Below are 26,071 nucleotides of genomic sequence, written 5' to 3'. Positions count from 1 at the left end.
AAGTCATAACGGAGTAAAGCCGGTGACGACCTCTAAACCCAATATTCTGTTCTTCCACGTCGATAACCTGGGCATGGGTGAGCTTGGCTGCTACGGCGGAGGCATCCTGCGTGGCGCCGACACCAGGCGGATGGATCAGTTCGCCAGGGAAGGCACCAAGCTGACGCACTATGTCGTCGAGCCCCAATGCACCCCCACCCGATCGGCGCTGATGACCGGGCGCTTCCCGATCCGTTCCGGGAACCATACGATAGCCCTCGGCGGCAACGGCGGCGGCATCGTCACATGGGAACGCACCATCGCCGAGATCCTGTCGGAGGCCGGGTACGCCTCGGCGATCTATGGCAAGTGGCATATCGGCGCCGAGGCCGGCCGGTTCCCGACCGATCATGGCTTCGACGAGTGGTACGGCCCGCTCCGTACCTACGACGAATGCATGTGGCTGGAGGATCCCCACTACGTACCGGAACGCGACGGCTATTCGCACATGCATGAAGGCGTGAAAGGCAAGGGTGCCTGGCCGCTGCCAGACCAGCAGTTGACCATGGAAACCAAGAAGACCTGTGACCTGGAATACCAGCACCGGGCGTTGGCGTTCATGGAGAAGTCCACCCGGGCCGGCAAGCCGTTCTACTGCTACTTCAATCACTCGCTGATGCATTTCCCGATGCTTCCGCGTGACGAGTTCAAGGGCAAGAGCACGAACGGCGATTGGGGCGACTGCCTGCTGATGCTCGACCATGACTTCGGCGTTCTGCTCGACAAGCTGGATGAGCTGGGCATCCGCGACAATACCATCGTCGTGATGTGCGGCGACAACGGCGCCGAGGATCATCTGGCCGGCCGCGGCACCGGCGGATTCTTCGACGGGTCTTATTTCAGCTCCGCGGAGGGGGGCATCCGCACGCCGCTACTGATCCGTTGGCCCGGAAAAATCCACGCTGGCGTCGAAAGCAATGAGATGGTGCATGTCACCGACATGTTCACCACGCTGCTGAACTTCGCCGGATGCAGCACACCGAACGATCGCCTGATCGACGGTGTCGACCAGAGTGCCTTCTTCCTGGGCGAGCAGCAGGCTTCCAACCGCGAATCCTGCATTGTCTGGTTGAAGGACGAATTGCACGCCGTGAAGTGGAAGGACTTCAAGATTAACTTCAAGCGCCAGCAGCACTTCCACGATCCGGAATTGCCGCTTGGTTTTGCCCGCATCACCCACCTTCAGGAAGACCCGAAGGAGCGGGAGGCCGTGAACCAGCGATATGTCCGCTGGTGGGTAATGCAGCACGCCCACCGCATCGTGCGCGCGTTCGAGGACAGCACGAAGCAGGAAGAACTGATCCCGCCTGGCTCGCCGCTGGATTTCGTTCCCAGGCAGGCGGGACGGTGATACCGCGCACCGATCAAGGAGGGGGGCACTGCCCCCTTCCAACCCGGGACATGAGCTGGATCGCCGGTGGCGACTTTCTGATGGGTTCCGACCGGTTCTATCGCGAGGAGCGCCCGGTTCATCGCGAGAGCCTCGGTGGCTTCTGGATCGACCGTTACCTTGTCACCAATCGCGCCTTTGCCCGTTTCGTCGACGCCACCGGCTACGTGACGCTGGCGGAGCGGCAACCCGATCCGGCGCTTTATCCCGAAGCCGACCCCTCGCTTCTGGTGCCTGGCTCGTCCGTCTTCCTCAAGCCGCCGGGGCCGGTTCCGCTGGGCGATTACCGGATGTGGTGGGCCTATGTGCCGTCGGCCAACTGGCGGCATCCGGAAGGGCCGGACGCCGATATTTCAGACCGCATGGACCATCCCGTGGTGCATGTCGGATACGATGACGCCCGGGCTTATGCTGCCTGGGCTGGTAAGACACTCCCGACCGAAGCGGAGTGGGAGTTCGCCGCACGTGGCGGCCTGGATGGCGCGCCCTACGCCTGGGGCGACGAACCGATGCCGGACGGGCGTATCATGGCCAATACCTGGCAAGGTCGTTTCCCTTGGGAAAATCTGGCGGAAGACGGGTTTGAGCGCACATCGCCGGTAGCCGCCTTTCCAGCCAACGGTTATGGTCTCTTCGACATGATCGGCAATGTCTGGGAATGGACGGACAGTCCCGTTACCTCGCATGCCGCAGTCAAGCACGCTTGTTGTTCCGCGGGTGAGGTTGATCCGCGGACGACACGGCGCATTGTCAAGGGGGGATCGCATCTCTGTGCACCCAATTATTGTCTGCGATACCGACCCGCCGCGCGTCAGGCCGAACCGATCGATACGTCCACGGGTCATATTGGGTTTCGTTGCATTCTGCGCGCCACCTGACAGCCTGCTCACGATCAAGAAAACCAAAGCCCGGGGCGAGAAGGGCTATCAGACGCTACGGCGTCGTCATCAGCGGCGGCCAATATCAGCTCCGAAAACCGCATCATCCGCGCCTCACGCCGCTTGAACAAGCGCGGTGTAATCTGGCGCACCGTCCTCGCCACAAGTGAACAAGGATTTGTCGGCATGGCAACCGGACTGCAGCCGGGAAGCATCCCGGGCGCTTCGCTCGCTCATGGGCGAAATCGTGCTGACCCCCGGCACCAAGGCACGGCGAGCTTATGGGCATCCTCGATTTCGCGAATGCCGAGGGAAATCAAAGGGATGTCCAGCCGTGGCCGCGTGCCTCTGCAATCAACGATGATTGCGCCAACACAGCATTGGACAGCCCGGCGTTCCGCCCCACTACCGCCTGCACAAAGTTAGCGTGACAATACCAGCCAGTTCCATGAACCTTCAACTTGTCGGCCGCCCGTTCGGTCCGAAGATGGTTTCCGCCCAGTAGTGCATTTGCCGCAAGCTTTCGGGTGTGTTGGGCAAATCGCCAGTCGAGTCGCCATAAATCGGCACGGTGTTCGCGAATGGCACGCCCGGGTCGTAGGGCAGATTGCGTGTGTCGGACGGCAATATGGCCTGGTACTGCTCGTTCTTGTTGGGAGTCATCAGTTCCGCGACGTAAACGAAGTTTCCAACATCCGCGGGATTTTTTTGGTTCAGATAACTGAGCAGCGCCGACGGCTTGATGTTGTACTGGTGCGCATACGCCAGCAACACAGCCGCGGGGCCTTGGTGCTGGTTGTCGGACACGTCGGCAAGCTGATTCGCCACGGACGGCTTCAATCCCAACCTATCCTGCAGGAATTGCTGTCCCTGGCTCTGCAAGGCGTTCTGCGCCTGCTTTTGCTGCAACGCCGAGTTGAACAATAGCCCGAACTGCGCCAGCACCGACAGACCCGCGCCGACAGGCCCAGCCCAGTCCAACGCACCGTTGATGGCCGTATCCGCACCGGCATCGACACCCAATTGGCCCAGCGCCGAAGTGATGAAGCCACGCCCTGCGTTCGCCGCCAGCAATACGTTACCGAGCGCCGAGGTGGAATCGAGGCCGGCAGAAATCGGATCCCCCGCCGAGGCCGCTTCCTGCGCACTGACGCCGTTCGCGAACGCGCCTTCCAGATAGTAGAAGCTGCTGAACGCGGTGAAAGCGGTGCTGTCCTTGGCGGCAGCCAGCCCGGTGACCACCTTGCTTTGCGCCGCCGCCCCTAGATAGCGCACCATCGACGTCTTCGCGGCCTGCGACACCGTTTCCAGAGCGTATTTACCGAAACCAAGCCCGTTGTAGAACGCCACCGCCTTGCCGCCGGCATCAAGCTGGTTGAAGTTCTGCAATTCCGACAACGCGGTTGGCGTCGTCAGCCCTAGCCCAACCGCCGACAACGCGAGATTCGTCTGCAGGTTCGGACTGAAATTCGGCATGGTTTTGTTCGACTTCAAATACTGATTGACGAATGTCCGCACAGACCGCACGACGCCCGGCGCACCCAAAGCCGTCGATACGCCGGTATCCCCGGCCGGTGCATTCGGCTGCATCGCCTTCGCAACGCCCATGGTGGCGAGCCCGCTCTCCTGCACGGCAAACAAGGTGCTACGATCATTACCCGTCAATTGTGCCGCCGCACCCGAAAGATCCTGGCTGCTCGGTAGATTCTTCAGTTCCGGCGCATATCCGGCGAAGGCCTGCCGAGCCTGGACGATTTCACTGCCATCCTGCTGCACTGTTTTCAGTGCGGACGCGAACTGTGTAACAAACTGAGGATTGCTCTTGGCATACCCGGCGGTGGCGGCATTGAGCTGCGACGTCGTCATGAACGGCCCCCACGACGCGCGCAATTGCTCCAGGTTGGCCGAACCTTCGCGAACTTGCTGACGTCGTTATCGGTCCGTGTCTTCAACTGATCGAAACCCAACGCCGAACCTTCGTTCACCTCATCGGCCGCCGACGCCTGGCCGTGTTGACGCAGTGACGCAGCCAGCGCCAGTGACAGGCTGGCACCCTGGCCGCTGCCGATCGCGTCCTCCGCGGCATTGCCGTAGACCTGCGAGGGATTGCCGAACATCGCCTGCGGTTGCAGGTGGGATGCCAGTGCATTTGCGATCTGATTCGCCGCCTGTGTGGTCTGGCTGCTCAGCACACCGGCGCTCGTCCCGTGATCGGTCTGGGCGACGCTCCCCGACAACGCATTGTAGATACTTTGGAACTGGTTCTTGGCCTGTTGCTGGACGTAGCCGCTGCCGCGCCCATACATGCCGCTGGCGGCATGGGACAAGGAATTGAGGTCGCCAGCGATGTTCTCGATCGTCGGTTGGCTCGCGGCGATGATCCGGCTCGCGTAGCCCGGACCGGCGTTCTGCGCGGCGGTCAGCAAGGCCTGCGCACCCGCCGTCGCGCCGCCCTTCTGATACGCCGCCGCGACCTGTTGTGCCGGTTTGGTTACCTGCAGATCGGTATCTGCGTCGTCCACCGTGTTGCGGAATCCCGCAGTCCGTGGACCGACCATTTGCAGGACCGCCTCACGGTCCAACATTGCCTGTGACCTGCCTTGCGGCGATCCGCTCTGGTTGGCGGCATCCGTCAACTGCTTCTCAATGGCGCTTTGCAGCTTGCTCTGCGCCGCATTCACCGCCTGGTTGAGCAATCCCGGCGCGCCGGGATCCTCATTGTGCAGATGCGGGTTCTGCTCCGCCTGGGATCGTTGCTGAACCGCCGTCTGCCAGTCATGATACGCGTTGACAACGGGATCGAGCTGGCTGTGCGTGATGCCGAGGGAATTCCAGGTCTGCGTCGCCGATTGCAGCGCCGCATGGTTCGCCGCCGCGAATTTGCTGTCATTGGGGAACAGCGCATCGAGCTGCTTGACCTTCAGTGCCGCCGCATCCTCGGGAAATGCCTGGCCGCCACCGGTGTTTTGCAGCCATTGTTGCGTGGCCTGCTGGACCTTGGTCCAGTCCTGCGCCGTCTGCGTCTGCTCACCCTGCACGATCGCACGATTTGTCGGAGCGTGCAGGTGCGACAGCGCCGACCCGTCCTGCACCGCCTGCTGGCGAGCCTGCAAGACCGGCGCGAGTTGCTGGCTAGTGATCCCTTGCTTCTGCCAATCGCCATACACTTGCTGATACGCAGCCTGTGTCGCCTGCTTCAGCTTGTCGTTGCCGGTGGCCCATTGATCCAGCGCTTTGACGGCCGGCTGCACCACCTTGTCGGGCATTAGTTGGCCCTTGGCGTGGCTTTGCAGGTTCGCCGCTATACCGCTTTGCACTGCCTGCCACTGCCGCTGAGACGCTTTCTGCAACGACGCCCGTTGGCTGGCCGACGCGGCGGCGACGGCTTCATCCGCCTGCTCCGCCGCCGCGATTTGCGCCGTGGTGGCGGCGTTGACCGGACTGTGTCCCGGCGAGAACACTACCTGTCCCGGATGCAGCAGATTGGGATCGGGGATTTGCGCGTTATCCGCTTCCTCCGCCGGCAGCAGGTCATTATGCGCCACCCCGATCCCATACAGCGTGTCGCCTGGCGCCGCGATGGTCGCGGTCTCGTAACCATGTGAGGAGGGTGCCTGCCCGTCCGCCGTGCTGCGCGCGCTTCGCGCCGCCTGCACGGCCTGATCGAAATTCGACGCAGGCTTACTGTTGGTACTCGGTGCGGGTTTCTTCGGCGTTACCGGACGCTGCGGTAATTCAGCGGTCTGTCCATCCGGTCCGATCACCATAGTGAAATCCCCTCCGTGAAACTAATCCCCGGCCGCATTGGCGCTGGATTGCGCAATCACCGGGAATTCGTTGAAAATGTCGCGCGTCGCATGCACCAACGACCCCGCCAGCCAGGGTCCGGCCACGCCGATCGTCAGCAAGATCGCGACCAGCTTCATCGTCTGCGGCAGAGACTGGTCCTGGATCTGAGTCACCGTCTGCAACAGTCCGACGATTAGCCCCACCAAAGCCGCCACGGCCAGAATGGGCGCGGAAAGATACAGCACCAGCAACAACACAACATTCAATTGATGCAGAAGCTCGATGTTGCCCATGTCAATTCGTCCCGTAGCTGAGCACGAGACCGTGCAGTAGCCGCGTCCAGCCGCTGACTAGCACGAACAGGAAAATCTTGAACGGTGTCGAAATCACCAACGGCGACACTATCACCATGCCCATCGCCATCAGAATGTTGGATACGATCAAGTCCACCGCGATGAATGGCAGGTACAGCAGGAACCCGGTCTGGAACGCACGTGTCAGTTCCGATACCACGTAAGCCGGAATGACGATCAGCAGGTCGTCGGATGTCGCCTGCCGGTAGAAATCCGGCGGCCAGATGCGCTGCGCGGCCGACAACAGGAACTGCCGTTCCTGCGGTGGGGTGTATCGCTCCAACGACGTACGCAACGGCCCGACAATCGCGCTGCCCGCAGCCTGCAATCCCGTCCCCGTGGTGAAATCCACACCCGGCGCGGTCAGTCGTGCGTAAATCTGGCTGGCCAACGGCGCCGAGACATACGCGGTCAGCACAATGGCGATCGCATACATCACCAGTGTCGGCGGAGTCTGCTGGGTGCCCAGTGCATTCCGTACCAAAAACAGAACGATCGAGATTTTCAGAAACGCCGTGGTGGTAATCACCATGAACGGAATCAATCCGATCGCCGTCGTGGCAAGAACAACCGGCAGCAGCGGCGTGTCGCTCATTCCCGGCCGATCCGCACGATCTGTACCCCCAACGATCCGGCGATGTGGACGATCCGGCCGCGGCCGATCCGTCTTCCGTTGGCCAGGATGTCCACGGGCTGCGTGACATCGCGCGCCAGCTCGAACACATGGCCTTCGCCCAACGCCGTAACTTCCGACAACGGCAGCTCCAGGCGGCCCAATTCGAATGCCAGCCGCACGGGAAGATCATCCAGTTCGGCCGCGTCATCTTCGATCGCCTCGTCCATCATCCACCTTTCCAAACCGATCGCCCTAGGTCGCAGCCTGCGTGTCAGAAGCAGCAATCCCGCATCCTCGCGCCGCGTCCGCCAAACGAAACGTTCACCAAGAACCAGAAGAGGGTCTCCGTCCGGCAGCGTCTCGATTGGGATGACATCGCCCGCCCGCGCCGCTATCAGGTCAGCCGTGGTCACCAGGGCACAGCCCTGCCGCACATGCACCCATACCGGCAGATCCGGCACCCCATCCGGGCAATCGGGCAGATGCGCCAGGGCGGCGACAAGCAGGTCAGCCGCATCAGCATCCAGATTGAGCCGCGCTGTCCCGCCGACACCGCCGTACCGGACAGTCAAGCCAACGGTGAACACCGCAGCTTCGTTTTGCGTGACAACCGGCCGCAGCGTGACCGTCAGCGACGACACCAATGCCTCCAGGCGAACCAGCAACGGTTCGACCGCCAGTTCCAGCAGCAGCACCACGACATTCGGTGCCGCCCCCGGTGCCGCCTGATCCAGCTGCATCAACAGGTCATGCACCAACTGACCGGGAAACGTGATCCGCGCCCTTGCATCGCCCAACGTCAAGTCGAACGACTGCGGCGCCACAATTTGTGCTGGCGACGCAACCACGCGCAGCGCGAAATCATCGGCATCCTGCACGCCACGCCGCCGGCTGAGTGCCCGCGCCAGCGGCGCGTACCGCACCGTCAGGCATGGCGCACGATACCGCATCGCTGCGGGTGCAATCATGTTCATACCGGCAACCCGCGCCGTTGCTGCCCGGCCATTTCCTCCAGTTCCGCATCCTGGAATCGCTCGCCACGTGCGCCGCCAAGTCCAATCGCGTCCGAGCCGCCGATGCACCCATCACCTCACGTGATGCCGTTGCGTGCGTGCCACGTGCCGCGTCCGAGGTCATGTCGCAGGCCGCCTTATGCTCCCCCGCCTGTACCAGTCGCTGCCGCAAGACCTCGGCCTGCGCGGCGATCTCGGACAACTGCGCCGCCGCACGGCACACCTAGTGGGCGGCAACGGGACCGGCGGTCAGGCACCGGTAGATCGCCGCCTCTTCCGCCGGCCGCGTCGCGGCATAGTCCGTCACCGCCGCCTCGGCCCGCCCATGCGCCTTCCGCGCCCGCACGCACGCCGCCTACGCCTGGTGCAATGCGATCTCGGCTCGCTGCTCACGTGCATGCTTGATCCGCAGCAGAACATCGATGTCGTCCAAATACATCATGGCTCCGTCGCAATTCATTCTGCGCAGGCGAGTGTCAGCACATGCATCAGCAGCGTATCGAAACTCGGAAAGCGCACGATCGCATCCAGCGAAGGGCTATCCAACACAACCCATGTGCCGCTCTGCCGCTCCTGGGCATAAAATTCATGGCCGGTGTCGCCATAGAAGACGAACTTCGCCGCCGGATCCGAAAGCCGCATGTTGGCTTCGGCGAAACCCGACAGGAACGGCCTGGCGTGTTCGTTTGCGCCGTAGATGGCATAGCTGTTGAAGTCGATGCCATCATTCCGCCGCAACAACGCGATATAGCCGGGCGGCAGTTCAGTCTGAAGCGTATCGCGCGCAAACACGCCCAACCCCTCGAAGGCGTCTGCCGAGGCAGGCGGCCACACGATCTGATCGAATATGCGTTTCTCGGTATCGATACGCGCGAGTAGATCTTCAAGTTCCGGCACGGCTGGCTCTCCACACGGCAGAATGGACGTCGTCATGCCGCAAGCTCCCGCATCCGGCGCAGCATCACGGCGTACGGCGTTGCCTGATCTTCGGTCTCGCGCAGGAAGGCGCGGATCGCTTCGATCTTGCGCAGCGCCTCATCGGCCAATGGATCGTTGCCGGCCTGGTATTCGCCGATGCGCACCAACAGCTCGATCTCATCGTGACGCGCCAGCAGACGCCGCAGATGAATCGCCGCCTCGCGCTGCGTTCGATCCACCACCCGGTCCATCACGCGGCTGCCGCTCGCCAGCACATCGATCGCCGGATAATGCCCCGCTTCCGCCAGCTTCGACGACAAGATCAGGTGGCCGTCGAGGATGGACTTCACTTCTTCCGCGATCGGATCGGATGCCAACTCGCCTTCCGCCAGTACGGTATAAAATCCGGTGATCGTGCCGGACTGATTAGGCGCCGCGCGTTCCAGCAGCTGCGGCAGAGCGGCGAACACCGATGGCGGATAGCCGCGCCGCGTCGGTGGCTCGCCCGCCGCCAGCCCGATCTCCCGCCACGCCCGCGCCAGCCGGGTCAGGCTGTCGACCAGCAGCACCACGCGCTTGCCACGATCGCGAAACCATTCGGCGATCGCGGTGGCGACCTGCGCAGCCTTCACCCGCTCCAGCGCCGGCCGGTCGGACGTCGCCGCCACTACCACCGCGCGAGCCCGCGCCGTACGACCCAGCGTGTGTTCCAGGAACTCGCCCACCTCCCGCCCACGCTCGCCGACCAGCGCGACCACGAATACATCCGCCGCGGCGTGCTGCACAATACGAGCGATCAGCCGCGACTTGCCCGCACCGGCCGGACCGAAGATCCCGATGCGCTGGCCCTCAGCACACGTCATCAACCCATCGATCGCGCGACAGCCCAGGGGCAGCAGGCGTGACACAGGTGGCCGAGACAGGGGCGGCGGTGGCGCCCCGTCGATCGAGATGGTGGCTTCCACCGGCCAGCCGTCGTCCGGCCGGTCCAGCACACGTCCCAGCCCGTCCAGCACCCGCCCCAGCAGCGCCATCCCCACCGCCATCCCCACCGGCACACCCAGCCGGCGCTCCGACGGTTCTACCTCCGCCAGTGACGACAGCCCGGCGATCGAACCGATCGGCGTCAGGAAGGCCCGTCCGTCATTGATCCCGACCACCTCGGCCTCGATCTGCGCGCCATACGGGTCGCGCAACCGGCACAGTTCACCCACCCGCACGCCGTCGATGCGAGCCTCGATCATCGTGCCGGAAATCCGTACGATACGCCCGCGCATTACCCGGGTCCGGCACTGGGCGATGGCCGCCCGCAGCCGTGGCATCGGTGATGGAATTTGCGCGGCGTCAGACATCGCCATCCACCGTCGCGATCATCGCCGCCCGTAACGACGCCAGTTGTTCGCTCAACCCGGCCCGCACCGAACCGGACGGGGTCTCGACCACGCACGCGTCCGGTTCCAGACCGTCATCGCCCACCACCCGGACAGCACCACCCAGGCGTGCTCGGGTGACCACCACGGCCGAGGGATGCACATGCACGATGGCTGCGTGCCGATCCGCCAACTCCGCCACGGCCCGCCGGGCGGCACGCGCCACCGCTTCGGCAAGATCAAGGCCACCCACAACCTTGGTGACCCCCTCGGCAATCGCCTCAGCGATCTCCTTCGGCAAGGTGGCCAGCGTGCGTTGCACGGCGGCACTGGTCTCCGCGAGAATACGAGCCCGTACCGCCTGCGCTTTCCGATCGGCCTCGGCCAGATGCGCGGCATACGCGGCCTCGGCCAGCCGCGCTGCCTCCTGGCATACCGCCGCTGCGGTGGTCTCGGCCGCTCGAAGCGCATCCGCCGCCGAACGATACAGCCCCGCTTCCTCGGCGCTCAGGATACGCCGCAGCGGCACGATGACGGACGCGCTCATGCCGCCAACGCCTCGGCGGCGAGCGTACGCACGATGGCCACCGCGGCCTGCGTCCGCGCGCCGGCCGGCGGCTGAGACGCATCCGCCCATTTCAGCCGCACGCGCGCCGACACCCAGTCCGGCAATGCGGCGATCCACGCTGCCATGCAACCACGTCCGTCGCGCATGATATCCGCCACCAGGGACGGAGTGGCGTCCACGTCCTCGGGCGTCAACGCCACGTGCCGAAGCGCCGCGTGACGCACCGCCTCGCTCAACTGATCGCCCAGCTCCGCGATATCGGCGCCGCGCACCAGAGCGCACACCCGCCGAGCGTGCCACACGGCACCCGCTTGCGCCGCCACGCCCCGCAGCGTGCCGACATCCGCGCAGGCCAACGCCAGATCCGTTGGGTCAAGCGCCGAGCCGTCGCCATGCCCCAGGCGATCCACCAGATAACGCGATACCCGACGACAACTCCTCATCCAGCGCATAGACCATCCGAGCCCGGTCTTCGGTCGGCGAAACGACGAGGCCGTTGCCCTTGAAGACATCGGCGATCGAATCGAAATGCTGCTTCGGCAGACCATGGACACGCAGCAGATCGACCGCGTCGGCGAAACGGCTCTGTTCGACCCACACCGTCAGCGTGCCGGTCTTCGGATCGGTGTCTCGGCTGGCCGGGATGCCGTTGCGCAACAGCAACGCCGTTTCCTCGTTGGCCTGCCGCTCTGTCAGCCCAGCATTGAGCTGCGTCTTGCAGGCCGCAAGCAGCAGCAGCGGGACCAGGGGAAGAATGCGACGAGCGGTCATTGCCTCTTAATCAGGGCATTGACGGAACTGGTGAACGTCGTCGCGGCGTTGCTGACCAGCGTCGCTTCCAGCGCGAAACTATAGGTCTGCATCATCACCCCCAACGACTGGCGCTCCAGCGCCTGGCCCTTATCCAGGGCCTGGGCGGCCGTCATGCCGCGTTCGGTCGTCGAAGCCGGATCATTATCAGTCGCGGTGCCGGTGCGTGCCGGGTCGCCGGCCACCGCCTGCTCCACCGCGGTCCTGAAATTGGCTTCATTCGTGTTGAAACTATCGATACCGGACAGCAATGTCTTGCCGATCGCATCGGGGTTGGCGTTCAACGCCGCACCCGCGCCGTTCAACGCCAGGCGAAACGCATCGAGTTGCGTCGGCGGCACGGGCGGAGTCGGTGGTATTTGCGGCAAAGCTGACATCGTGATCCTTCGTTAGTCGAAAAGCGTGGGCCGGCAGCCGTAACCGCCGGCCCTCGACTTCAGCCGGTCAGGCTTGCGCGTAGCCCGACTGCGACATCATGCTCGACAGTGTCTGCATCATCATGATCGAGTAGAAGCTGTCCTGGTTTTGACCCAACAGCCCCAGCAACTGGTTCATGGTCTGCTGCATACCGCCGGTGGAATCGGCCGCGGTGAAGGCGGATGCCGTCGTGCCGGTCGACCCGGTACCGCCGACCAACCCGCCGCCGGCTCCATCCAGGTCGGTCTGGCCACCGTCCGGCTGCGCGGTGATCTCGGCACTCATGCTGCCATTCGCGTTGTTGTAGTACAGGTTGCCATCGGCCCCGAGGGTGATGTCAGTGGCCGAAGGCGTGTTGTACAGCGCCGACTGGAAGCTGGCGTCATCGTTGACGCCAGACGTGGTGACACCCTGCTGGAAGCCGTTCGTGCCGGTGCCACCCATCGTGACCGACTGATCGCCATTGGTGATCGAGACCTGGGCGATGTGCGAAACGCCATCGCTGTTGGTCGCGGTCGGATCGATGTGGATTACCGTGCCATCCTGCAACTGGATGTTCAGGTCATCCTTCTGGAAATCCGCGATCGTCTGGCCATTGACCTTCAGATGCGGATCGCCCCAAACCTCGCTGCGCTGCGCTGCGCTGCGCTGCGCTGCGCTGCTCTGCGCTGCTCTGCTCTGCTCTGCTCTGCTCTGCTCTGCTCTGCTCTGCCCGGTCTGGTTGTTGGTGATCGTCAGCGAACCATCATCGTTGGTGCTGCCCGTGATGGTATACTCGCCAGTGTTCACGGAATTGCTCGATACCATCAGCGACGGATCGGTACTGGTTGCCGCCGTTGTGCTGATCGGTGTCGACAGGATCGGCGACGCGATCGGCGTGCTGATCGGCTGTGGCGCGGGGTTCGACCCGCCGCCTTGCAGCATGGAGATCGCCTGCTCCAGAAGCTGCTGCTGAAGCTGCGGGTCGGTCGCCTGCGCCGCTGCCTCGACGTACTGCATCGCCTGCTGCTGGTTGGCTTGCGGCGGTGTCGGGCTGTACATGGATTGGGCGTCAGCCAGGCCGATCATTTCGCTGCCGCTCAACCCCTGATAGGAAGTGAGAAACGGCGATTCGGCGCCGGTGAAGCCCAGGCCCGCACTTCCTTGAAGCTGAAGTGTGTCGCTCATCAATATTGCCCTTGCGTATTGGCCCGAGAGGACCGTTCAGAGAAACGCCGCGACCAGCGGCAGCACGTCGCCGGCGATCTGGCCGATCTCGCTCATCGTGCCGTTGCTTCCGCCACCCTGTGAGCCGGAGCCCTCGAAGGCATCCATCAGCTCGCTCAGGAAATCGCCACCACCGCCGCCACCGCCGTCGAGGCCGCCGACGATCCCGTCGATGGCGCCTATGATTCCGTCAAACATGTCTGTTCTCCATCTTCCTGCCTGGTTCGCCGATGATCGGATGGATGCTTCCATCCCCAGGCTGGCGGCCATCGGCACGCGCCGCCTGCCAGGAGCCTTGCCGGACCAATCGGCCCTGCACGCACTCTTGTCGTTGAATGATCGGCATGGACTTGCGGCCGCGCCGCGGAAAACGCGCACTTCCGTCACACCGCTTTTCGCGGCCAGCGCCAGGGCGGTCAGCGTTTCGTCAACCAGGGCCGCGTAGCGCGGCGGACCGTCGACCGCCGCCACGCCCGGCGCTCGGGCGAAACGCACCGGCCATCGCCGGTCGCTGACGCCAAGCTCGTCCAGTGTCTGCTCCAGCTCGTCGGCGCCGACCGGTCCCAGGGGCAGCACCTTCGACACGGCTTCATCATATGCGGATATATATAGTGTACGGCCGTCGCAGTACCAGTCGAACCCATACAGTGACGCCAGCCGGTTGAGCGTCTGTTCGGCGGTGGCAGGGGGCATCCGGCCATGCACACGGCCGTGAATCTTCGCACTGATGCTGATCCGCAGGCCAAGCTGTTCTCCGATGCCCGTCAGCGTGTCGCGCAAATCCTGATCGACCACCGAATAACTGATCATCTGGCGCGGGTTCGGCAACGGTGCCGCCACGGCCGACGTGGCGGCCAGCAGAAAAGTCGCGACACAGATCGCGGTACAGCAACGATCAATCTGGCGCGCACGCACGATCATCGGCCCGGGCCGACCACGGTGCATATGCGATGTTACTGCTTACAAGTAATGATAACCTCCACGACCCAAACCGTGCCAATTAAAAATGACGCCAGCAACGGCCAGAATCGAAGATAACCCATTCCGTTACCGATCACGTTGCCAATGGCACCTTAATGATCACCGTCAATCAGCGGGCATCACCATCGGGAGAGCGATGCTAAACTTAGGTGACCCTAGTGTTACTACCGAGTCGTGAAGAACGATTACCGCTGTTGACGGTTGAACTGCGTTGACATGCGATCGACCGATGTGGTCTCCATTCTTCTCGTGATCGCCGCGACGGCAGACCACGATGCACGATGTCTCGGGAGATGCTCAGAACTCTCAGACAAGGGGAAGGTATCGTAGCATGTTACGGTAAAATTCACTTGTTGCGAGCCATTGCATTATGGAGTGGCACCGACAAGGCCGGGCACAGCAATCAAACGTTTCTCGGCCTATGCGGAGCAGGTCATCGGCGTGACGTCGATTTGCACATCGTTTCAACCAGCCAGGAGGCCACCATGTCCACCACCACCGGAATCTCGTCAGGCCAACTCAGCTCGCAGTTGGATACGCTGCAGGATGATATGAACAGCAAGGAACTCGGACTTTACACCTACGCCGCGAAGTCCAGCTTCAACCAGTTCATGGTACAGACTCTCGGCGGCCTCGCCACCGACGCCGCTAAGGCGAAGCCGGAAGTCTGATCCACTAGCCTAACGATTTTTGGCAAGACCTATCGACATCGGAGTTCCCGGGCGAATGTCCGGGGCTCCGAACGTCCCGGGTTTGGGCAACGTAATAAGCGGGGAGGAGCCAGCCGTTATGCAAGATCCAACCGCGGAGAGCTCCGGCTGGCGTCTGGAGATCGCGGACGGACCGCATGCCGGCGCGATCGTGACCCTGGTCCCGGGGCGTCATCGCCTCGGCTCCGATGCGGCCAACGAAATCGTGCTGGCTGATCCGTCCATCATCGCCGAACACGCGACAATGGAATTCGCGCCCGACCGTGCGAGTATCACCGCCCACGTGGAAGGTGTTCCCCACCATCATCTTCCTGGCGGTCGCCGTCGGCCTTGGTCTGATGGCCCGAGCGTCGGCACGGCGCCAAGCCGCCCTGAAACAAGATACACGGCCGAAACTGGCGATGCCGCAGCCGCCCGCCTGGATACAGGTGGTCGTGTCCCAACCCTTGTCGACCGAGTTCACGATCGATCGGCTGTGCGACGCCATCGCCCGTGCCGCCGCCATGCTGGCCCGCGAACTCGGTATTCCGGTGCCGACCGCCGACGTCCTGGCAGGTGCACTGCCGGATCGCGGCTTCCGGATCGACCTCGATGGCGTGCCACTCGGCGATGGAGAAATTCCACCCGACAGCCTGCTGTTGCGCGATGAAACCGAAAATGCCGAACTGGCCGGCGTCACCGTTACCCGCGGACGCGCCCTTCCAGGTGTCGCCGAACCAGCGTGGGTTCCCACCGCGCAGCGCGCTCCGCTTGCCGACAGCGGGGTAGGCATCATGGACCCGGTCGATGTGGTCGGCCACGCAATGATCCACGTACTGCGCAGGCACGCCAGCCAGATCATCGGCATCCAGGAAGCTCGGCAGATCCTCGCCGCCGGCGAGCAGCAATGGGGCGAATTTGTGCGCGAAGTGCAACGAGTGGTGCCACTGCAACGCGCCGCCGATTTGTTTCGCAGGTTGCTCGACGAGGGTCTGTCACTCCGCAACCTGCGCGGGCTGCTCGAATCGATGCTGGAACATGCGGCCCGGGAACAGGATTCGGCCGCGCTGGCCGAGGTCGTCCGCGCCGGCATGCGCCGCCAGATCTGCCATGCCTACGCCGACCCGCTGGGTGTCATCGGCGTGTTCATCGTCGACGCCGAGGCGGAATCACTGCTGCGCAACGCGGTGCAGCAGATGGGCAATGGCGCCCGGCTCAACCTCGCAGAAGGCGCGATGGCCGCACTGGTGGAACGCGTGCGGGCCGAAATCAGCGTCTCGCGTGGACCGGGCCCGGTGGTCCTGACGGCGGTGGATTTACGCCGCCATCTGCGCGGCCTGCTGGTCAACAACGGCGTCGACGCCCCCGTACTGTCGTTTCACGACCTGCTGTCCGATTTCACCGTGCAGCCGCTCGGCACCATCCGCCTGTCCGGCGGAACACCGGAACTGGCCCAACGTCCAATGGCGGAGCAGGCGGCATGATGCCCCTGGCGACAATCCTGGCCATAGCAAAATTGCCGCTGGCAGCCTTCGGCCTGGGCGTCGCCCGCTGTCTGGCCTGTTGCAGATCCTGCCGATCTCCACTCGCCTCGGCCTCACCGGCATGCATCGCGCCGGTGTCGCCGGGGCGCTGGCACTGCTGCTGTTGCCGTTACTGATGAGCCAATTGGCGGCGGCACCGCTAACCGGCGCCCATCTCGCCTTCCTGGCCGCCAAGGAAGGTCTGATCGGTTTCCTGCTCGGTGTCATCTTCGCGGCACCCTTCTGGATCGTCGAAACCGCCGGCGAACTGATCGACCAGCAGCGCGGCTCCCGCGGCGCGGTCACGCCGCATGCGGCGGGGGAGGAGGAATCGGGCGCCACCGCCACCCTGATGGTGCTGACCCTGACCACCATCTTCCTGCTGTCCGGCGGCATGCACTGGCTGATCGATGCGCTGTCGCAAAGCTATCGGATCTGGCCCGCCGGCGATCTCGTGCCGCATCTCGCACCCGACGCGATCATGCATGTCCTCGGCCTGCTCGACACTATTCTCGCATCCGGGCTGCTGCTGGCGTCACCGTTGCTGATCGCGATGGTGCTGGCCGAACTGTCGCTCGCGCTGATCAGCCGGTTCGTGCCGCAAATGAACGTGTTCGACCTGTCGATGTCGGTAAAGGGGCTGGTGCAGGTCGTCGGACTGCCGGTCTACGCGGTATTCTTGATTACCTATATGCGCGGCAGCCTGGTGGTGCTGCCGCATGTGCAGGACGAGTTGCGCCTGCTGTCCGGGCACTGACCCATGGCAAACGATCAGAGCGAGGAAAAAACCCTTCCGCCATCACGCAAGAAGCTGCGCGACGCGCGTGAGAAGGGCCAGGTGGCGCGCAGCCGCGATCTGACCACCGGTGCCTCGCTGGTCGGCGGCCTGGGCTACCTGCTGATCGGCGGCGGCGGCATCGTCGCCGCATGCGTCATCATGTTCGAAACCGCCGGCCAGGTCGCCGCCGGGGATTTCACCGCCGGATTACAGGCAACGTCGGACGTGGTGATGGTAGCCGCCGTTCGCGCCGTGTTGCCGTTGCTGGTGCTGGTGCCGTTGCTGGTCGTGCTCGCGTCGATCGTCATGCTGCAGGGCATCCCGTTCGCTGTCGATCCGTTGCTGCCGCGCATGGAGAGGATCAATCCGGCCGAAGGATTTAATCGGCTATTCAGCGTTCGTTCCGTCATCGAGGTGGCGAAGTCGCTGGTCAAGCTAGTGCTGATCACCACGCTGGCCGTGACGGTGCTGGCTGGCGGATTGAACGCGCTGGTGCGGCTGCCCGGTTGCGGCATGGACTGCGTGCCGGGCGTGATGCATGCCCTGACCCTGCCGCTGTTCATGGGCGTGGGGACGGTGTTCCTGATCGCCGGCCTGATCGATGTCGGACTGCAGCGCTGGCTGTTCCGCCGCGACCAGAAAATGAGCCCAAGCGAAATGAAGCGTGAACGAAAGGATATGGAAGGCGATCCGCATTTACGTCGCGAACGCCGGCGCATCATGCGGGAAGCCGTGCGCCTCGCCGGCGGACTGGGACTGCGCCGAGCCAGTGTCGTGGTGCATGACGGCGGCGAGATCACGATCGGGTTGCGTTACAAAATCCGGGAAATGCCGGCGCCGGTCGTGGTCTGCCGCGCCCGCGGCACACGCGCCGCGGGCATGCTGGCGGAGGCACGCGAGATGCGGCTGCCCTCCACCGAGGACGCCAGCCTGGCGGCTGGCCTGTATCGCGTGCCGCCCGGCCACGGCATCCCGGAGCATCTGTTCCGCCCCGTCGCATTGGCGCTGTCGCGCGCCGGGGTGGTGTAGCGATGTCGGGGGCAGCGTCAGGCCATGGCATCACCGGCGGTGGACTGTTATCGGAGCTGTTGCAATCCGAAGCGACCGGTTCGCCTCAGCAATGGAACGAGGTACTTCGAGGCATCGCTGTGCCAGTGCCCGACGTCGACATCACGGCCGCGATCGTGCCGGAGGTCAAGACGCCCACGGTGCTGAACACTGTATTGCCGCGGCAGGCTGTCGTTTCGGATACAACAACAGCGGAAGGGCTGACCCAGCGGCCGGCCGGTCTGACCGATCCCACGCCCGTGCTGGATCAGTTGGCACCGGTCGACGCATCCGTCGCCGGACAGGACGTCGGTCCGGGCGGCCTGCGGTCTCCGTTGGCACAATCGGCCACCCTGCCGTCCCAGCTTGCCGCGGTGCTGCGGGCCGCGGGTTATAACGCCAACAACGTCCCGACCAACGGTGCGCCCGCCGCAAGGCCGACACCGGCATCGGCCAACGGCACGACCGAATCCGTGGCATCGCCGATCACCCGCGCGACAGGGCCGACCGCACAGCAGGCGGCACCGGTTCTGGCACCCAGGACGGCCGCGGCACTGTCCTCCCCCGCCGCCACGCCGACGATCGCGCCACGCGAAACGCAGGAAGCACCCGGCGTCGCCATGTCCACTGGGCGTGCCGAGGCACCCAGCGCGCCCGCAATGGGATCAGGGCCAACCACGCAACAATCTCCGGTTGGTCCGGCCCCATATCGGACCGGCGGCACGGCACATGCGGCGATCGTCCAACTCGACTTGTCCCCGGCCTCCCAAGCGGCGTTGGCCGCTGCCGCGCTGTCGGCATTCGCGCCAACATCCGCCACCAGCCGCGTGGACCCAAGATCGCGCAACGGTTCGGCCGGCGCCGACCGCGACATGGTATCCTATTCCGAACGCCGTCCCGTTCCGATTGATTTCGCCCCAGCGGTGAACGGCGCACCGATCTCACGGCTGGACGACACAAAGACACTGGTAACGGTCGAAGCCGACGACGTATCCGCGGCCACGTTGCGCGCGGCAGCTTTATATCGAAGTCTGATGGTGCAACAGGCCGGACTGTCCGTGCTGCGACCAGGGGAGGGCTTCACGACCTGGGACGGCTCGCCGCTATGGCTTTCATTCGCCGGGATCCGCAAGCCGCCTGCCCTGGGCGTGCTGACCGTTGCGACACCCGGGCAGGTGCAGGTAATGCGTTCGGCCGACGGCGCATGGCTGGCCGAACATGCCGGCGGCCCATGGCAGATGTCCTCGATCCATCGTCACGACGCAGCGGCCGGCGATGACCAATCGCTGTCTCACGACATACTCTATGGCATCACGGCAACCGCCGCCCTGCATCGCTTCGACACCGCGATAACGGCCCTGCGTTTCGCCTCACGCATCACTGGACCGGCTGGCGCCAGGGCGCAGGAGGCATGGGCGATGGTCGCCCGCACCTGTGCCCTGGCGATGGCACAGCCGCCACGCGACGCCCAGGACCGTGCGCTGCAGGCCAGCATCTCCGTCGTACTGGACGGGCGCATGGCACCGCCGGCGTCCACCCCGCCACTCGACCGCGGCCGCTTCGTGAACCTGGCACAGTCAGGTGATCCCACCCGCATCGCCGCTGGCCTGTACGGCCTGGGACAAACGGCCATGGACCAGATCCGCCAGGGCCGTTTCGACGGCATCGGCCCGCTGGAGGCACTGGCGCTTGCGGTGTGCCTGGGACGGCTGACCAACAATCCACCGCCAATCCACGCCATCGAACTGTGGAGACAACGATGACTCCACGATCCATCCTGGCCCGCGCGCTGTTGCTGGCCGTGCTCGCAATCCCACCCGCCACCGCGGCACCGCCGCCGGACGCCGCCACGATCACACAGCATGAGATCGCGTTGCTGCAATTCTACGGCGGCGGTTCGCCTTTGTCCGCCCAGGAACAACAGGAAGCCGCCGACATGGTCCAGCAGGAACTGCGGGACTCGCCGCGAGCGGAGATCGCCGCCGACGCCGGCGCAACAAAACTGCTGCACATGCTCGCCCAGGCCGATGCCCCCCTGATCGCATTGGCGCGCGAAACCGGCCGCCTGAACGCGCAGCTTCACGAGGCGGTTAATCCCACCCTGCAACAACAGCAGGCCATGGAAGCTCGAATCATTACGGTACACGATCCTGTCGTCGTGTTCGATGCGGCCCATAAGCGGCTGATCACCGAACAAACCCTGCGCGTGTTCCAGCACGCCGATGCGGTCGGCGCCGCAACGTTCAACGTGCCGGCGCCAGGCCCCGATTTCGTTGCCCAGATGAGCGCAACTCTGCCCCGTGCGTATCCCGCGATGGATAATGGGATGCAGGACGCAATGGCGCATGCCGAACGCGACCTGCCCTACGCACCTGCATTCCTGCGAGCCATGCCCCAGCAAAAACGGGCAACCATCGTCCAGACCTATCGAGCGAAGATCATGGCGGCGCCCGATACGGCCGGCCAGCAGCTCAATCTGGCCGAGATGATGGCCGTCGTCGGTGCGACCGCATCCCGCCACAGTGGCGGCGGCGGCTCTGGCGGCACCCAAGGCGCCCTGGTGGACCGGCTGCAAAGACAGAATCTTCTCAATCACCAACTGGAGGGCGCCATGCGCTCCTATTCACCCACCTGCAACGTCATGCGGCCCGACGCGATGGCGAACTTCGCATCATGTCACCCATGACCTCGGCTTTACGACTGAGCCTTCTGCTCATCCTGGCCGTCCTGTCGCTGCGTGTGGCCCGAGCGCAGGTGGCCGATACGCATGGCTATGTCGCGCTGACTGTCAGCGAAGGGCGGCTGCTGCGCCTCAACCAGAACGTAACGAACGTGCTGGTCGGCGACAACTCCATCGCGGACGTCCAGGTGGTAACACCCCGCGAACTCTACATCTATGGCCGTAAGCCAGGCCAGACCACGCTGTCCGCCACCGGAAGCGACAGTGGCATCGCCGCGCAGCTTACGCTCGCGGTACGGCGTAGCGGCGCAGCCGCCCAGGCAGCCCTGCCACAAGGCAGCGCGGTCGCGATCGGTTTCGAAGGCAACCGTCTGGTCGTACGCGGCCCAGTCGCCGACCTCGGGCAGGCCCTGGAAACGCAGTCCACCGCCCAAGCCTTCAACGCCGGCAAGCTGCCGCCGCTCGATCGTACCCAACTTGCCGGCGCGCAGCAGGTCACGTTGCGTGTCCGTATCGCCGAGGTCTCCCGCACCACCTTCAACCAGCTTGGTCTTAACCTGAACATCCTCGCCAACCCCGGCGGCGCCGTCGTCAGCCTGGTGACCGGCAGCTTTCTGGGGCAAAGCGCCGGCAGCACATTGACCACGTCACTAACCGGCGGCAGCTCGACGGCGAATTTCGGTCAGGCCGGTCTCGGCGTGACCGGTGCGCGCGTCAGTGCCACCAGCCTGTTGAACGCGCTGCAGAGCGAAGGGCTGCTGACCGTGCTGGCGGAGCCGAATCTAACGACGCTGTCAGGTGAGACCGCGAATTTCCATGCCGGTGGCGAGGTGCCGATCCCGGTGCCGCAATCCTTCGGCGTCACCACCATCCAGTACAAATCGTTCGGCGTCGCGCTGGCGTTTACGCCGACCATCCTGCCCGGAGATCGCATCGCCATGCGTGTCCACCCATCGGTAAGCGAGATCAGCAGTGCCAACGCGGTCACCATTTCAGGTGTGTCGGTGCCATCGTTCGTCGAACGCGACGCCGAGGCGAATGTCGAGATGGCAAGCGGCCAAACGCTGGCCATTGCCGGCCTCTATCAGCGCAATGAACAAAACAACATCAACAAATTTCCGTTCCTTGGCGACGTGCCGGTGCTGGGCGCATTGTTCCGCTCCACCGCCTATCAGCGTGATGAGACCGAACTTGTGATCCTGGTGACACCGTACCTCACACAGCCAGTGTCAAACCCCAACGCGTTCCCGTTGCCGACCGACCAACCGCCGTCGCCGTCCCCGCAGGCACAGACGGTGCCCGCCGGCTTTGTAGCAAACTGATGCGCCCGTATTCGATTATGCTGGTTTGCGCGCTGCCTATGGCAGCCTGCGTGCCAGGACCGCCACCGCCTGCCTCACAATACCACACATCCGCAACGACGCAGTTGCCCTTGGTTTTCGCGCCCGGCACCAACGAATTGTCCCCGCCGGAGAAAGCGGAACTGCAACAACTGCGGCAAACGCTTCCGATCCAGGTCGTGCCGGTCCTGCAGACCGCGGGCCCACTCGCCGCCGAACACACACGCGCGGTAGGACGTCAGTTGTCTCGGCCAGTCCGGTACGAAACCATACCGACCATACCGCCGGACCAGGCGCTGCTGATCATGCCCGGCCCATCCATCGTCGCCGACTCCTGCCACGGCCCCGGCGTGCGGCAGCTCGGTTCGATCTGGCCGAGCAATGATGACGATGCACCGGTACTGTTGCCACCGGGCTGCGCGACGGCGTTGGACATAGAGGTACAGACGATCCAACCGTCGGACCTGCTGCGCGGGCGGCCTTTACCGCCCGCCGCGGCAACACCCTTCGCGGCGGCGATCGAACGCTATTACCACCGGAACGATCCCGCGCAGTCTACGGGGACGCAAGGTGCATCCCAGGGGTCGGGCGATCAATCGGGGTCGGGCTCGACGACGGCGACGTCGGTTGGGGCGGCGAGCCCGCTGCTTGGACCACTGCCGGCAGGGCAATAACCGCCGCGGGCAACAGGGTCGAACCCACCGGTGGCGGCTGGGCAGTGTTGCTGGTCAGCACACCGATCGCGGCGGCACGCTGCCGAGCGTCCGAACCCGCCAGGGCCTGCTGTGCCCGTGCCAGCAGGATCTGTGTCGCGGCCGCACCGATCGTCGCATCGCCGCGAGCCTCGGCAGCCGAGGCATTGCCTGTCAGCGCAAGCACCAGCACGGCGTTGGTCTCCTGCCGCGGATCGGGCGTGGGCGACGCCACGGCGGCCTGCATCTCATTCAGAGCCTCTGCCCGATCCCCGCTGAGCGCCAGCGACAAAGCGAGATTACCGTGCAGGTCGGCGTCGATCGGCGCCAGCCGCAGTGCCTGCCGGTACACTGCCTGCGCCTGCGGTGCCTGCCCGACCATATCCAGCGCGGTGCCCTCGGCGCGTAACAGACGCAGATCGGACGAACCATCCGCCAATTTTTGCAGCGACGGCAGCGCCTCGGCCGCTCGACCCTGCGCGAGCAGGGCCAGCGCAAGGCCACGTTCTGCTGCCGTATTGCCGGGGTCGATCACAAGCTGGCCGCGGAATGCCTGTTCCGCCCGCGCCGGATCGTTCATGTCCAGGAACGCGTCGCCCATGCGCCCCAGCGGTGCTCCGTCAGGGGGTTCGGCCTGTGACGCCGCTCGGTACAGATTGACCGCACCCGACGTATCGCCATTTCGCCGCATGTCATCGCCCAGCCGCGTCAACATCCCGGGCCGCTGCTCGGCCGACAGATCGTGTGGCGCCGGAGCCTGCGACGTGCATCCGGCGCACGACGCCAACAGGGACAACATAAAGAACGAGCGGGCATTACGCATGCACTGCGCCTAGCCGCGAACCATCGCGGAAAGCAACGACATTGCGCCAGGGCAAGCAATATTGCCGATCAATCCATCGCGACGTCATCGTCATGCAAATGTCGTACTGCTCACGGCGTGATTTATTGACTTGGCCCTGCCGCGCAAGCTTCGTTTGCCTCCGCGCGCAGAAGGAAGCCGGCCATGCAGACATCCGAAACGATCGACGAGGATCTGATCGCACGCGCCGAGGAACACGCCGCACAGCGCGATTTCGCCGCCGCCCGCGCCACCTATCAAACGGTATTGCCAGAATTGCGATCCGATCATCCCGCCAAGGTGCGCGCTATGGTCGGTTATGCCTGGACCCTGCAAGCGCTAGGCGATCACGAAACCGCCCTGCGTTGGCACCAGGAAGCCCTGGACACGCAGTTGTCACTGTCCAGTCAGGCACATCCCGCCATCTGCACCATACGCCAAGGCCTCGGCACGACCCTGATCGCACTGGGCCAGTTGGAAGCGGCGCGGGAACAGTACGCCAACGTCCTGTCGACGCAACGAAATCTGCTCGACCGGTGGCACCCAGACCTGGCGGCGACACTCAGCATCCTGGGCGAAACCGCTTCCCGGTTGAACCAGCACGAGGAAGCCCGCTGCTACCAGGAAGAAGCACTCGCTATCCTGCGTGTGCTGCATCCGCCGGGAGCCGCGCCGATCGCGCCGGCATTGACCACCCTCGGCGTGTCACTGTTTCGCTTGAATGTGCATCCTTAGGCGGAAGCGTGTCTGCGTGAAGCCCTGGCAATCGATCCCGACCTGCTGCTCGCCGCCGAGAACCTGATCCACATTCACTATCAGCAGGGACGAAAGGCCGAAGGACGTGTGCTGGCCGCACAAAAATACCGCCGGCAGAGTTTCGTGGTGCAACCCCCGCCGGTCCGCCCGATCGGGACGCTTCTCGTGCTGTGGTCACTTGATGGCAACATCCCCAAGCATCATCTGCTCGGGCGGCTGCCAATGACCATGATCGACTGGCACATCCAGTACGCCGGCGACGAACACGAACACCACCTGCCGCCCTACGATCTGGCATTCACCCTGGTCGGTGATGCCGACCAGGGTGCCGCCGCACTGGAACAAGCCGTAAGCTTCCAGGATCGTTGCGGCGTGAAACTGCTGAACGATCCACGAAAAGTACAACGCACCCGTCGCGATCTGATCCCCAACCTGCCCGGAGGAATCGACGGCTTGGTGATACCGCGCGTGCTGCGAACGCCCGGCGCTGCGTTGCGCCATCCCGGACGGGCGCAACTGCTGGCAGAAGCCGGCATCGGCCTGCCGCTGATCTTGCGCGGTGCGGGTTTGCACGGCGGCGAGTCCGTCCAGCGGATCGCGACCGAGGAAACCCTGGCACAGGCCTGCGAATCGATCGGCTACGACGACGCGATGTACGTCACCGCATTCCACGACTATGCCTCGCATGACGGACTCTATCGCAAATACCGGGTGATCTTCATCGATCGCAAACCCTATCCGTATCATCTGGCGATCTCGTTGCATTGGCTGGTGCATTACTTCTCCGCCGACATGGAAGCGCATCCATGGAAACGCGCCGAGGAACTTAGGTTCCTGGAAGACGCACCCGCCGCGCTGGGCCAGCGCGCCTTCGCGGTGATCGAGGCCATCGGCCAGCGCATGGACCTCGACTATTGCGGGATCGACTTCACGATACCGCCCGATGGACGCGTTCTGCTGTTCGAGGCCAACACCACCATGCTGGTGCATCCGGAAGACGAAAGCAGCGTCCTGGCCTGCAAGAACCCGCATGTCGACCGGATTTTCGCCGCGTTCGACGAACTTGTGCGGCGAAGCCTCCGGACGGCACGCCATTGACGGTGCAAGGTATCGGCGCATCGCGAAGCCGGAGGGCGAGCGCGACGGTGTCAAAGTCCTTGAGTAGTCAAACCTGGAGCGCATGAAACTGAGTCATGCGAATCCGGACAAACTGTCATTTGTGCATACCCGCAAGCGAACACAGTTGACAGACAGCTCTGATCCGAAAGACCCAAACCATGCGCGCAACCCTGAACGGCCAGATCATCGCAGAGAGTGACGCTATCGAGGTCGGCGCCGGCTACAAATATTTCCCAGCCTCCGCCACGCGGCTGGATC

The 26,071-nt window shown here is 64.2% G+C and carries 26 protein-coding genes and 1 pseudogene; 12 read left to right on the top strand and 15 right to left on the bottom strand.

Annotated elements, in window-relative coordinates; genetic code table 11:
* The first annotated feature begins 22 nt into the window (after positions 1 to 22).
* Positions 23 to 1,390 carry an arylsulfatase gene (locus GSQ89_RS01510; RefSeq protein WP_216855959.1) on the top strand — a complete coding sequence of 456 codons (1,368 nt, stop codon included), beginning with the start codon at positions 23 to 25 and terminating at the stop codon, positions 1,388 to 1,390.
* 50 nt (positions 1,391 to 1,440) lie between these two features.
* Complete coding sequence (locus tag GSQ89_RS01505) at positions 1,441 to 2,307, top strand: formylglycine-generating enzyme family protein (protein WP_158921316.1); 867 nt, start codon at positions 1,441 to 1,443, stop codon at positions 2,305 to 2,307.
* Between the two features lie 456 nt (positions 2,308 to 2,763).
* Here GSQ89_RS01505 and GSQ89_RS01500 read toward each other — a convergent pair whose 3' ends face one another.
* From GSQ89_RS01500 to GSQ89_RS01440, 14 genes are all read right to left on the bottom strand, one after another.
* A complete protein-coding gene (locus tag GSQ89_RS01500; protein WP_158921309.1) occupies positions 2,764 to 4,173 on the bottom strand; it encodes a hypothetical protein in 1,410 nt (469 codons plus the stop codon).
* Positions 4,170 to 6,074 (bottom strand): hypothetical protein, encoded by a 1,905-nt coding sequence (locus GSQ89_RS01495; protein WP_158921307.1) that lies wholly within the window; start codon positions 6,072 to 6,074, stop codon positions 4,170 to 4,172. Before GSQ89_RS01495 ends, GSQ89_RS01500 begins: the two co-directional genes overlap by 4 nt.
* A 21-nt stretch (positions 6,075 to 6,095) precedes the next feature.
* On the bottom strand, positions 6,096 to 6,389 hold the full coding sequence (gene sctS / locus GSQ89_RS01490) for a type III secretion system export apparatus subunit SctS (protein WP_158921305.1): 294 nt from the start codon (positions 6,387 to 6,389) through the stop codon (positions 6,096 to 6,098).
* 1 nt (position 6,390) lies between these two features.
* Entirely contained in the window at positions 6,391 to 7,044 is a 654-nt protein-coding gene (sctR, locus tag GSQ89_RS01485) for a type III secretion system export apparatus subunit SctR (protein WP_158921303.1), read from the bottom strand.
* Positions 7,041 to 8,033 carry a type III secretion system cytoplasmic ring protein SctQ gene (gene sctQ / locus GSQ89_RS01480; protein ID WP_158921301.1) on the bottom strand — a complete coding sequence of 331 codons (993 nt, stop codon included), beginning with the start codon at positions 8,031 to 8,033 and terminating at the stop codon, positions 7,041 to 7,043. The genes sctR and sctQ overlap by 4 nt, the downstream gene beginning before the upstream one ends.
* A gap of 268 nt (positions 8,034 to 8,301) precedes the next feature.
* Positions 8,302 to 8,424, bottom strand: a complete 123-nt coding sequence (locus GSQ89_RS39735) for a hypothetical protein (protein ID WP_256367293.1) — start codon at positions 8,422 to 8,424, stop codon at positions 8,302 to 8,304.
* A 110-nt stretch (positions 8,425 to 8,534) separates the two neighbouring features.
* On the bottom strand, positions 8,535 to 9,011 hold the full coding sequence (locus GSQ89_RS01475; protein WP_158921299.1) for a YrhA family protein: 477 nt from the start codon (positions 9,009 to 9,011) through the stop codon (positions 8,535 to 8,537).
* Positions 9,008 to 10,348, bottom strand: a complete 1,341-nt coding sequence (locus GSQ89_RS01470) for a FliI/YscN family ATPase (protein WP_216855958.1) — start codon at positions 10,346 to 10,348, stop codon at positions 9,008 to 9,010. The genes GSQ89_RS01475 and GSQ89_RS01470 overlap by 4 nt, the downstream gene beginning before the upstream one ends.
* Positions 10,341 to 10,913: a FliH/SctL family protein gene (locus GSQ89_RS01465; RefSeq protein ID WP_158921294.1), complete on the bottom strand. Its 573-nt coding sequence runs from the start codon at positions 10,911 to 10,913 to the stop codon at positions 10,341 to 10,343. Before GSQ89_RS01465 ends, GSQ89_RS01470 begins: the two co-directional genes overlap by 8 nt.
* Complete coding sequence (locus GSQ89_RS01460; RefSeq protein WP_158921292.1) at positions 10,910 to 11,290, bottom strand: hypothetical protein; 381 nt, start codon at positions 11,288 to 11,290, stop codon at positions 10,910 to 10,912. Before GSQ89_RS01460 ends, GSQ89_RS01465 begins: the two co-directional genes overlap by 4 nt.
* Before the next feature lie 16 nt (positions 11,291 to 11,306).
* Positions 11,307 to 11,705 carry a hypothetical protein gene (locus tag GSQ89_RS01455; protein ID WP_158921291.1) on the bottom strand — a complete coding sequence of 133 codons (399 nt, stop codon included), beginning with the start codon at positions 11,703 to 11,705 and terminating at the stop codon, positions 11,307 to 11,309.
* Entirely contained in the window at positions 11,702 to 12,121 is a 420-nt protein-coding gene (locus tag GSQ89_RS01450) for a hypothetical protein (protein WP_158921289.1), read from the bottom strand. The genes GSQ89_RS01455 and GSQ89_RS01450 overlap by 4 nt, the downstream gene beginning before the upstream one ends.
* A 67-nt stretch (positions 12,122 to 12,188) precedes the next feature.
* The gene (locus GSQ89_RS01445; RefSeq protein ID WP_158921287.1) at positions 12,189 to 13,328 is read right to left on the bottom strand and encodes a DUF1521 domain-containing protein; all 1,140 of its coding nucleotides are present in this window, start codon (positions 13,326 to 13,328) and stop codon (positions 12,189 to 12,191) included.
* Between the two features lie 36 nt (positions 13,329 to 13,364).
* Positions 13,365 to 14,288 (bottom strand): hypothetical protein, encoded by a 924-nt coding sequence (locus GSQ89_RS01440; protein ID WP_158921285.1) that lies wholly within the window; start codon positions 14,286 to 14,288, stop codon positions 13,365 to 13,367.
* A 545-nt stretch (positions 14,289 to 14,833) separates the two neighbouring features.
* Here GSQ89_RS01440 and GSQ89_RS01435 point away from each other — a divergent pair.
* From GSQ89_RS01435 to GSQ89_RS01400, 8 genes and pseudogenes are all read left to right on the top strand, one after another.
* Positions 14,834 to 15,019 (top strand): hypothetical protein, encoded by a 186-nt coding sequence (locus GSQ89_RS01435; RefSeq protein WP_158921283.1) that lies wholly within the window; start codon positions 14,834 to 14,836, stop codon positions 15,017 to 15,019.
* A gap of 55 nt (positions 15,020 to 15,074) precedes the next feature.
* A pseudogene (locus tag GSQ89_RS39960) lies at positions 15,075 to 15,275 on the top strand (hypothetical protein); the annotation flags it as partial.
* A 46-nt stretch (positions 15,276 to 15,321) separates the two neighbouring features.
* The gene (locus tag GSQ89_RS01425; protein WP_254073027.1) at positions 15,322 to 16,521 is read left to right on the top strand and encodes an FHIPEP family type III secretion protein; all 1,200 of its coding nucleotides are present in this window, start codon (positions 15,322 to 15,324) and stop codon (positions 16,519 to 16,521) included.
* A gap of 79 nt (positions 16,522 to 16,600) precedes the next feature.
* Positions 16,601 to 17,317 carry a type III secretion system export apparatus subunit SctT gene (gene sctT, locus GSQ89_RS01420; RefSeq protein ID WP_158921277.1) on the top strand — a complete coding sequence of 239 codons (717 nt, stop codon included), beginning with the start codon at positions 16,601 to 16,603 and terminating at the stop codon, positions 17,315 to 17,317.
* 3 nt (positions 17,318 to 17,320) lie between these two features.
* Positions 17,321 to 18,367, top strand: coding sequence for an EscU/YscU/HrcU family type III secretion system export apparatus switch protein (locus GSQ89_RS01415; protein ID WP_158921275.1), 1,047 nt, complete (start codon positions 17,321 to 17,323; stop codon positions 18,365 to 18,367).
* Positions 18,368 to 18,486: 119 nt separating this feature from the next.
* Positions 18,487 to 20,148 carry a hypothetical protein gene (locus tag GSQ89_RS01410; protein ID WP_158921273.1) on the top strand — a complete coding sequence of 554 codons (1,662 nt, stop codon included), beginning with the start codon at positions 18,487 to 18,489 and terminating at the stop codon, positions 20,146 to 20,148.
* Positions 20,145 to 21,071, top strand: coding sequence for a hypothetical protein (locus GSQ89_RS01405; protein ID WP_158921271.1), 927 nt, complete (start codon positions 20,145 to 20,147; stop codon positions 21,069 to 21,071). Before GSQ89_RS01410 ends, GSQ89_RS01405 begins: the two co-directional genes overlap by 4 nt.
* Entirely contained in the window at positions 21,059 to 22,387 is a 1,329-nt protein-coding gene (locus tag GSQ89_RS01400) for a type II and III secretion system protein family protein (RefSeq protein ID WP_158921260.1), read from the top strand. Before GSQ89_RS01405 ends, GSQ89_RS01400 begins: the two co-directional genes overlap by 13 nt.
* A gap of 573 nt (positions 22,388 to 22,960) precedes the next feature.
* On the opposite strand, the gene GSQ89_RS01395 is transcribed toward GSQ89_RS01400, so the two are convergent.
* Positions 22,961 to 23,920 (bottom strand): tetratricopeptide repeat protein, encoded by a 960-nt coding sequence (locus tag GSQ89_RS01395; protein ID WP_158921258.1) that lies wholly within the window; start codon positions 23,918 to 23,920, stop codon positions 22,961 to 22,963.
* 183 nt (positions 23,921 to 24,103) lie between these two features.
* Here GSQ89_RS01395 and GSQ89_RS01390 point away from each other — a divergent pair, with 183 nt between their 5' ends.
* Positions 24,104 to 24,673, top strand: a complete 570-nt coding sequence (locus GSQ89_RS01390; RefSeq protein ID WP_158921256.1) for a tetratricopeptide repeat protein — start codon at positions 24,104 to 24,106, stop codon at positions 24,671 to 24,673.
* A gap of 108 nt (positions 24,674 to 24,781) precedes the next feature.
* Positions 24,782 to 25,792: a hypothetical protein gene (locus GSQ89_RS01385; RefSeq protein WP_158921254.1), complete on the top strand. Its 1,011-nt coding sequence runs from the start codon at positions 24,782 to 24,784 to the stop codon at positions 25,790 to 25,792.
* Positions 25,793 to 26,071: the final 279 nt, after the last annotated feature.

This window comes from Acidisphaera sp. S103 (assembly GCF_009765975.1).
Lineage (GTDB): Bacteria > Pseudomonadota > Alphaproteobacteria > Acetobacterales > Acetobacteraceae > Rhodopila.
Note: the sequence above shows the minus strand (reverse complement) of the source record. Positions and strands in the feature narration are given on the sequence as shown.

Coding starts and splice junctions, on each gene's coding strand:
- GSQ89_RS01465 (WP_158921294.1), bottom strand. CDS start 10,913: ATGAGCGCGTCCGTCATCGTGCCGCTGCGGCGTATCCTGAGCGCCGAG.
- sctQ (WP_158921301.1), bottom strand. CDS start 8,033: ATGATTGCACCCGCAGCGATGCGGTATCGTGCGCCATGCCTGACGGTG.
- GSQ89_RS01445 (WP_158921287.1), bottom strand. CDS start 13,328: ATGAGCGACACACTTCAGCTTCAAGGAAGTGCGGGCCTGGGCTTCACC.
- GSQ89_RS01395 (WP_158921258.1), bottom strand. CDS start 23,920: ATGCGTAATGCCCGCTCGTTCTTTATGTTGTCCCTGTTGGCGTCGTGC.
- GSQ89_RS01415 (WP_158921275.1), top strand. CDS start 17,321: ATGGCAAACGATCAGAGCGAGGAAAAAACCCTTCCGCCATCACGCAAG.
- GSQ89_RS01470 (WP_216855958.1), bottom strand. CDS start 10,348: ATGTCTGACGCCGCGCAAATTCCATCACCGATGCCACGGCTGCGGGCG.
- GSQ89_RS01400 (WP_158921260.1), top strand. CDS start 21,059: ATGTCACCCATGACCTCGGCTTTACGACTGAGCCTTCTGCTCATCCTG.
- sctR (WP_158921303.1), bottom strand. CDS start 7,044: ATGAGCGACACGCCGCTGCTGCCGGTTGTTCTTGCCACGACGGCGATC.
- GSQ89_RS01500 (WP_158921309.1), bottom strand. CDS start 4,173: ATGACGACGTCGCAGCTCAATGCCGCCACCGCCGGGTATGCCAAGAGC.
- sctS (WP_158921305.1), bottom strand. CDS start 6,389: ATGGGCAACATCGAGCTTCTGCATCAATTGAATGTTGTGTTGTTGCTG.
- GSQ89_RS01505 (WP_158921316.1), top strand. CDS start 1,441: ATGAGCTGGATCGCCGGTGGCGACTTTCTGATGGGTTCCGACCGGTTC.
- GSQ89_RS01495 (WP_158921307.1), bottom strand. CDS start 6,074: ATGGTGATCGGACCGGATGGACAGACCGCTGAATTACCGCAGCGTCCG.
- GSQ89_RS01475 (WP_158921299.1), bottom strand. CDS start 9,011: ATGACGACGTCCATTCTGCCGTGTGGAGAGCCAGCCGTGCCGGAACTT.
- GSQ89_RS01405 (WP_158921271.1), top strand. CDS start 20,145: ATGACTCCACGATCCATCCTGGCCCGCGCGCTGTTGCTGGCCGTGCTC.
- GSQ89_RS01440 (WP_158921285.1), bottom strand. CDS start 14,288: ATGATCGTGCGTGCGCGCCAGATTGATCGTTGCTGTACCGCGATCTGT.
- GSQ89_RS01450 (WP_158921289.1), bottom strand. CDS start 12,121: ATGTCAGCTTTGCCGCAAATACCACCGACTCCGCCCGTGCCGCCGACG.
- GSQ89_RS01455 (WP_158921291.1), bottom strand. CDS start 11,705: ATGACCGCTCGTCGCATTCTTCCCCTGGTCCCGCTGCTGCTGCTTGCG.
- GSQ89_RS01435 (WP_158921283.1), top strand. CDS start 14,834: ATGTCCACCACCACCGGAATCTCGTCAGGCCAACTCAGCTCGCAGTTG.
- GSQ89_RS01390 (WP_158921256.1), top strand. CDS start 24,104: ATGCAGACATCCGAAACGATCGACGAGGATCTGATCGCACGCGCCGAG.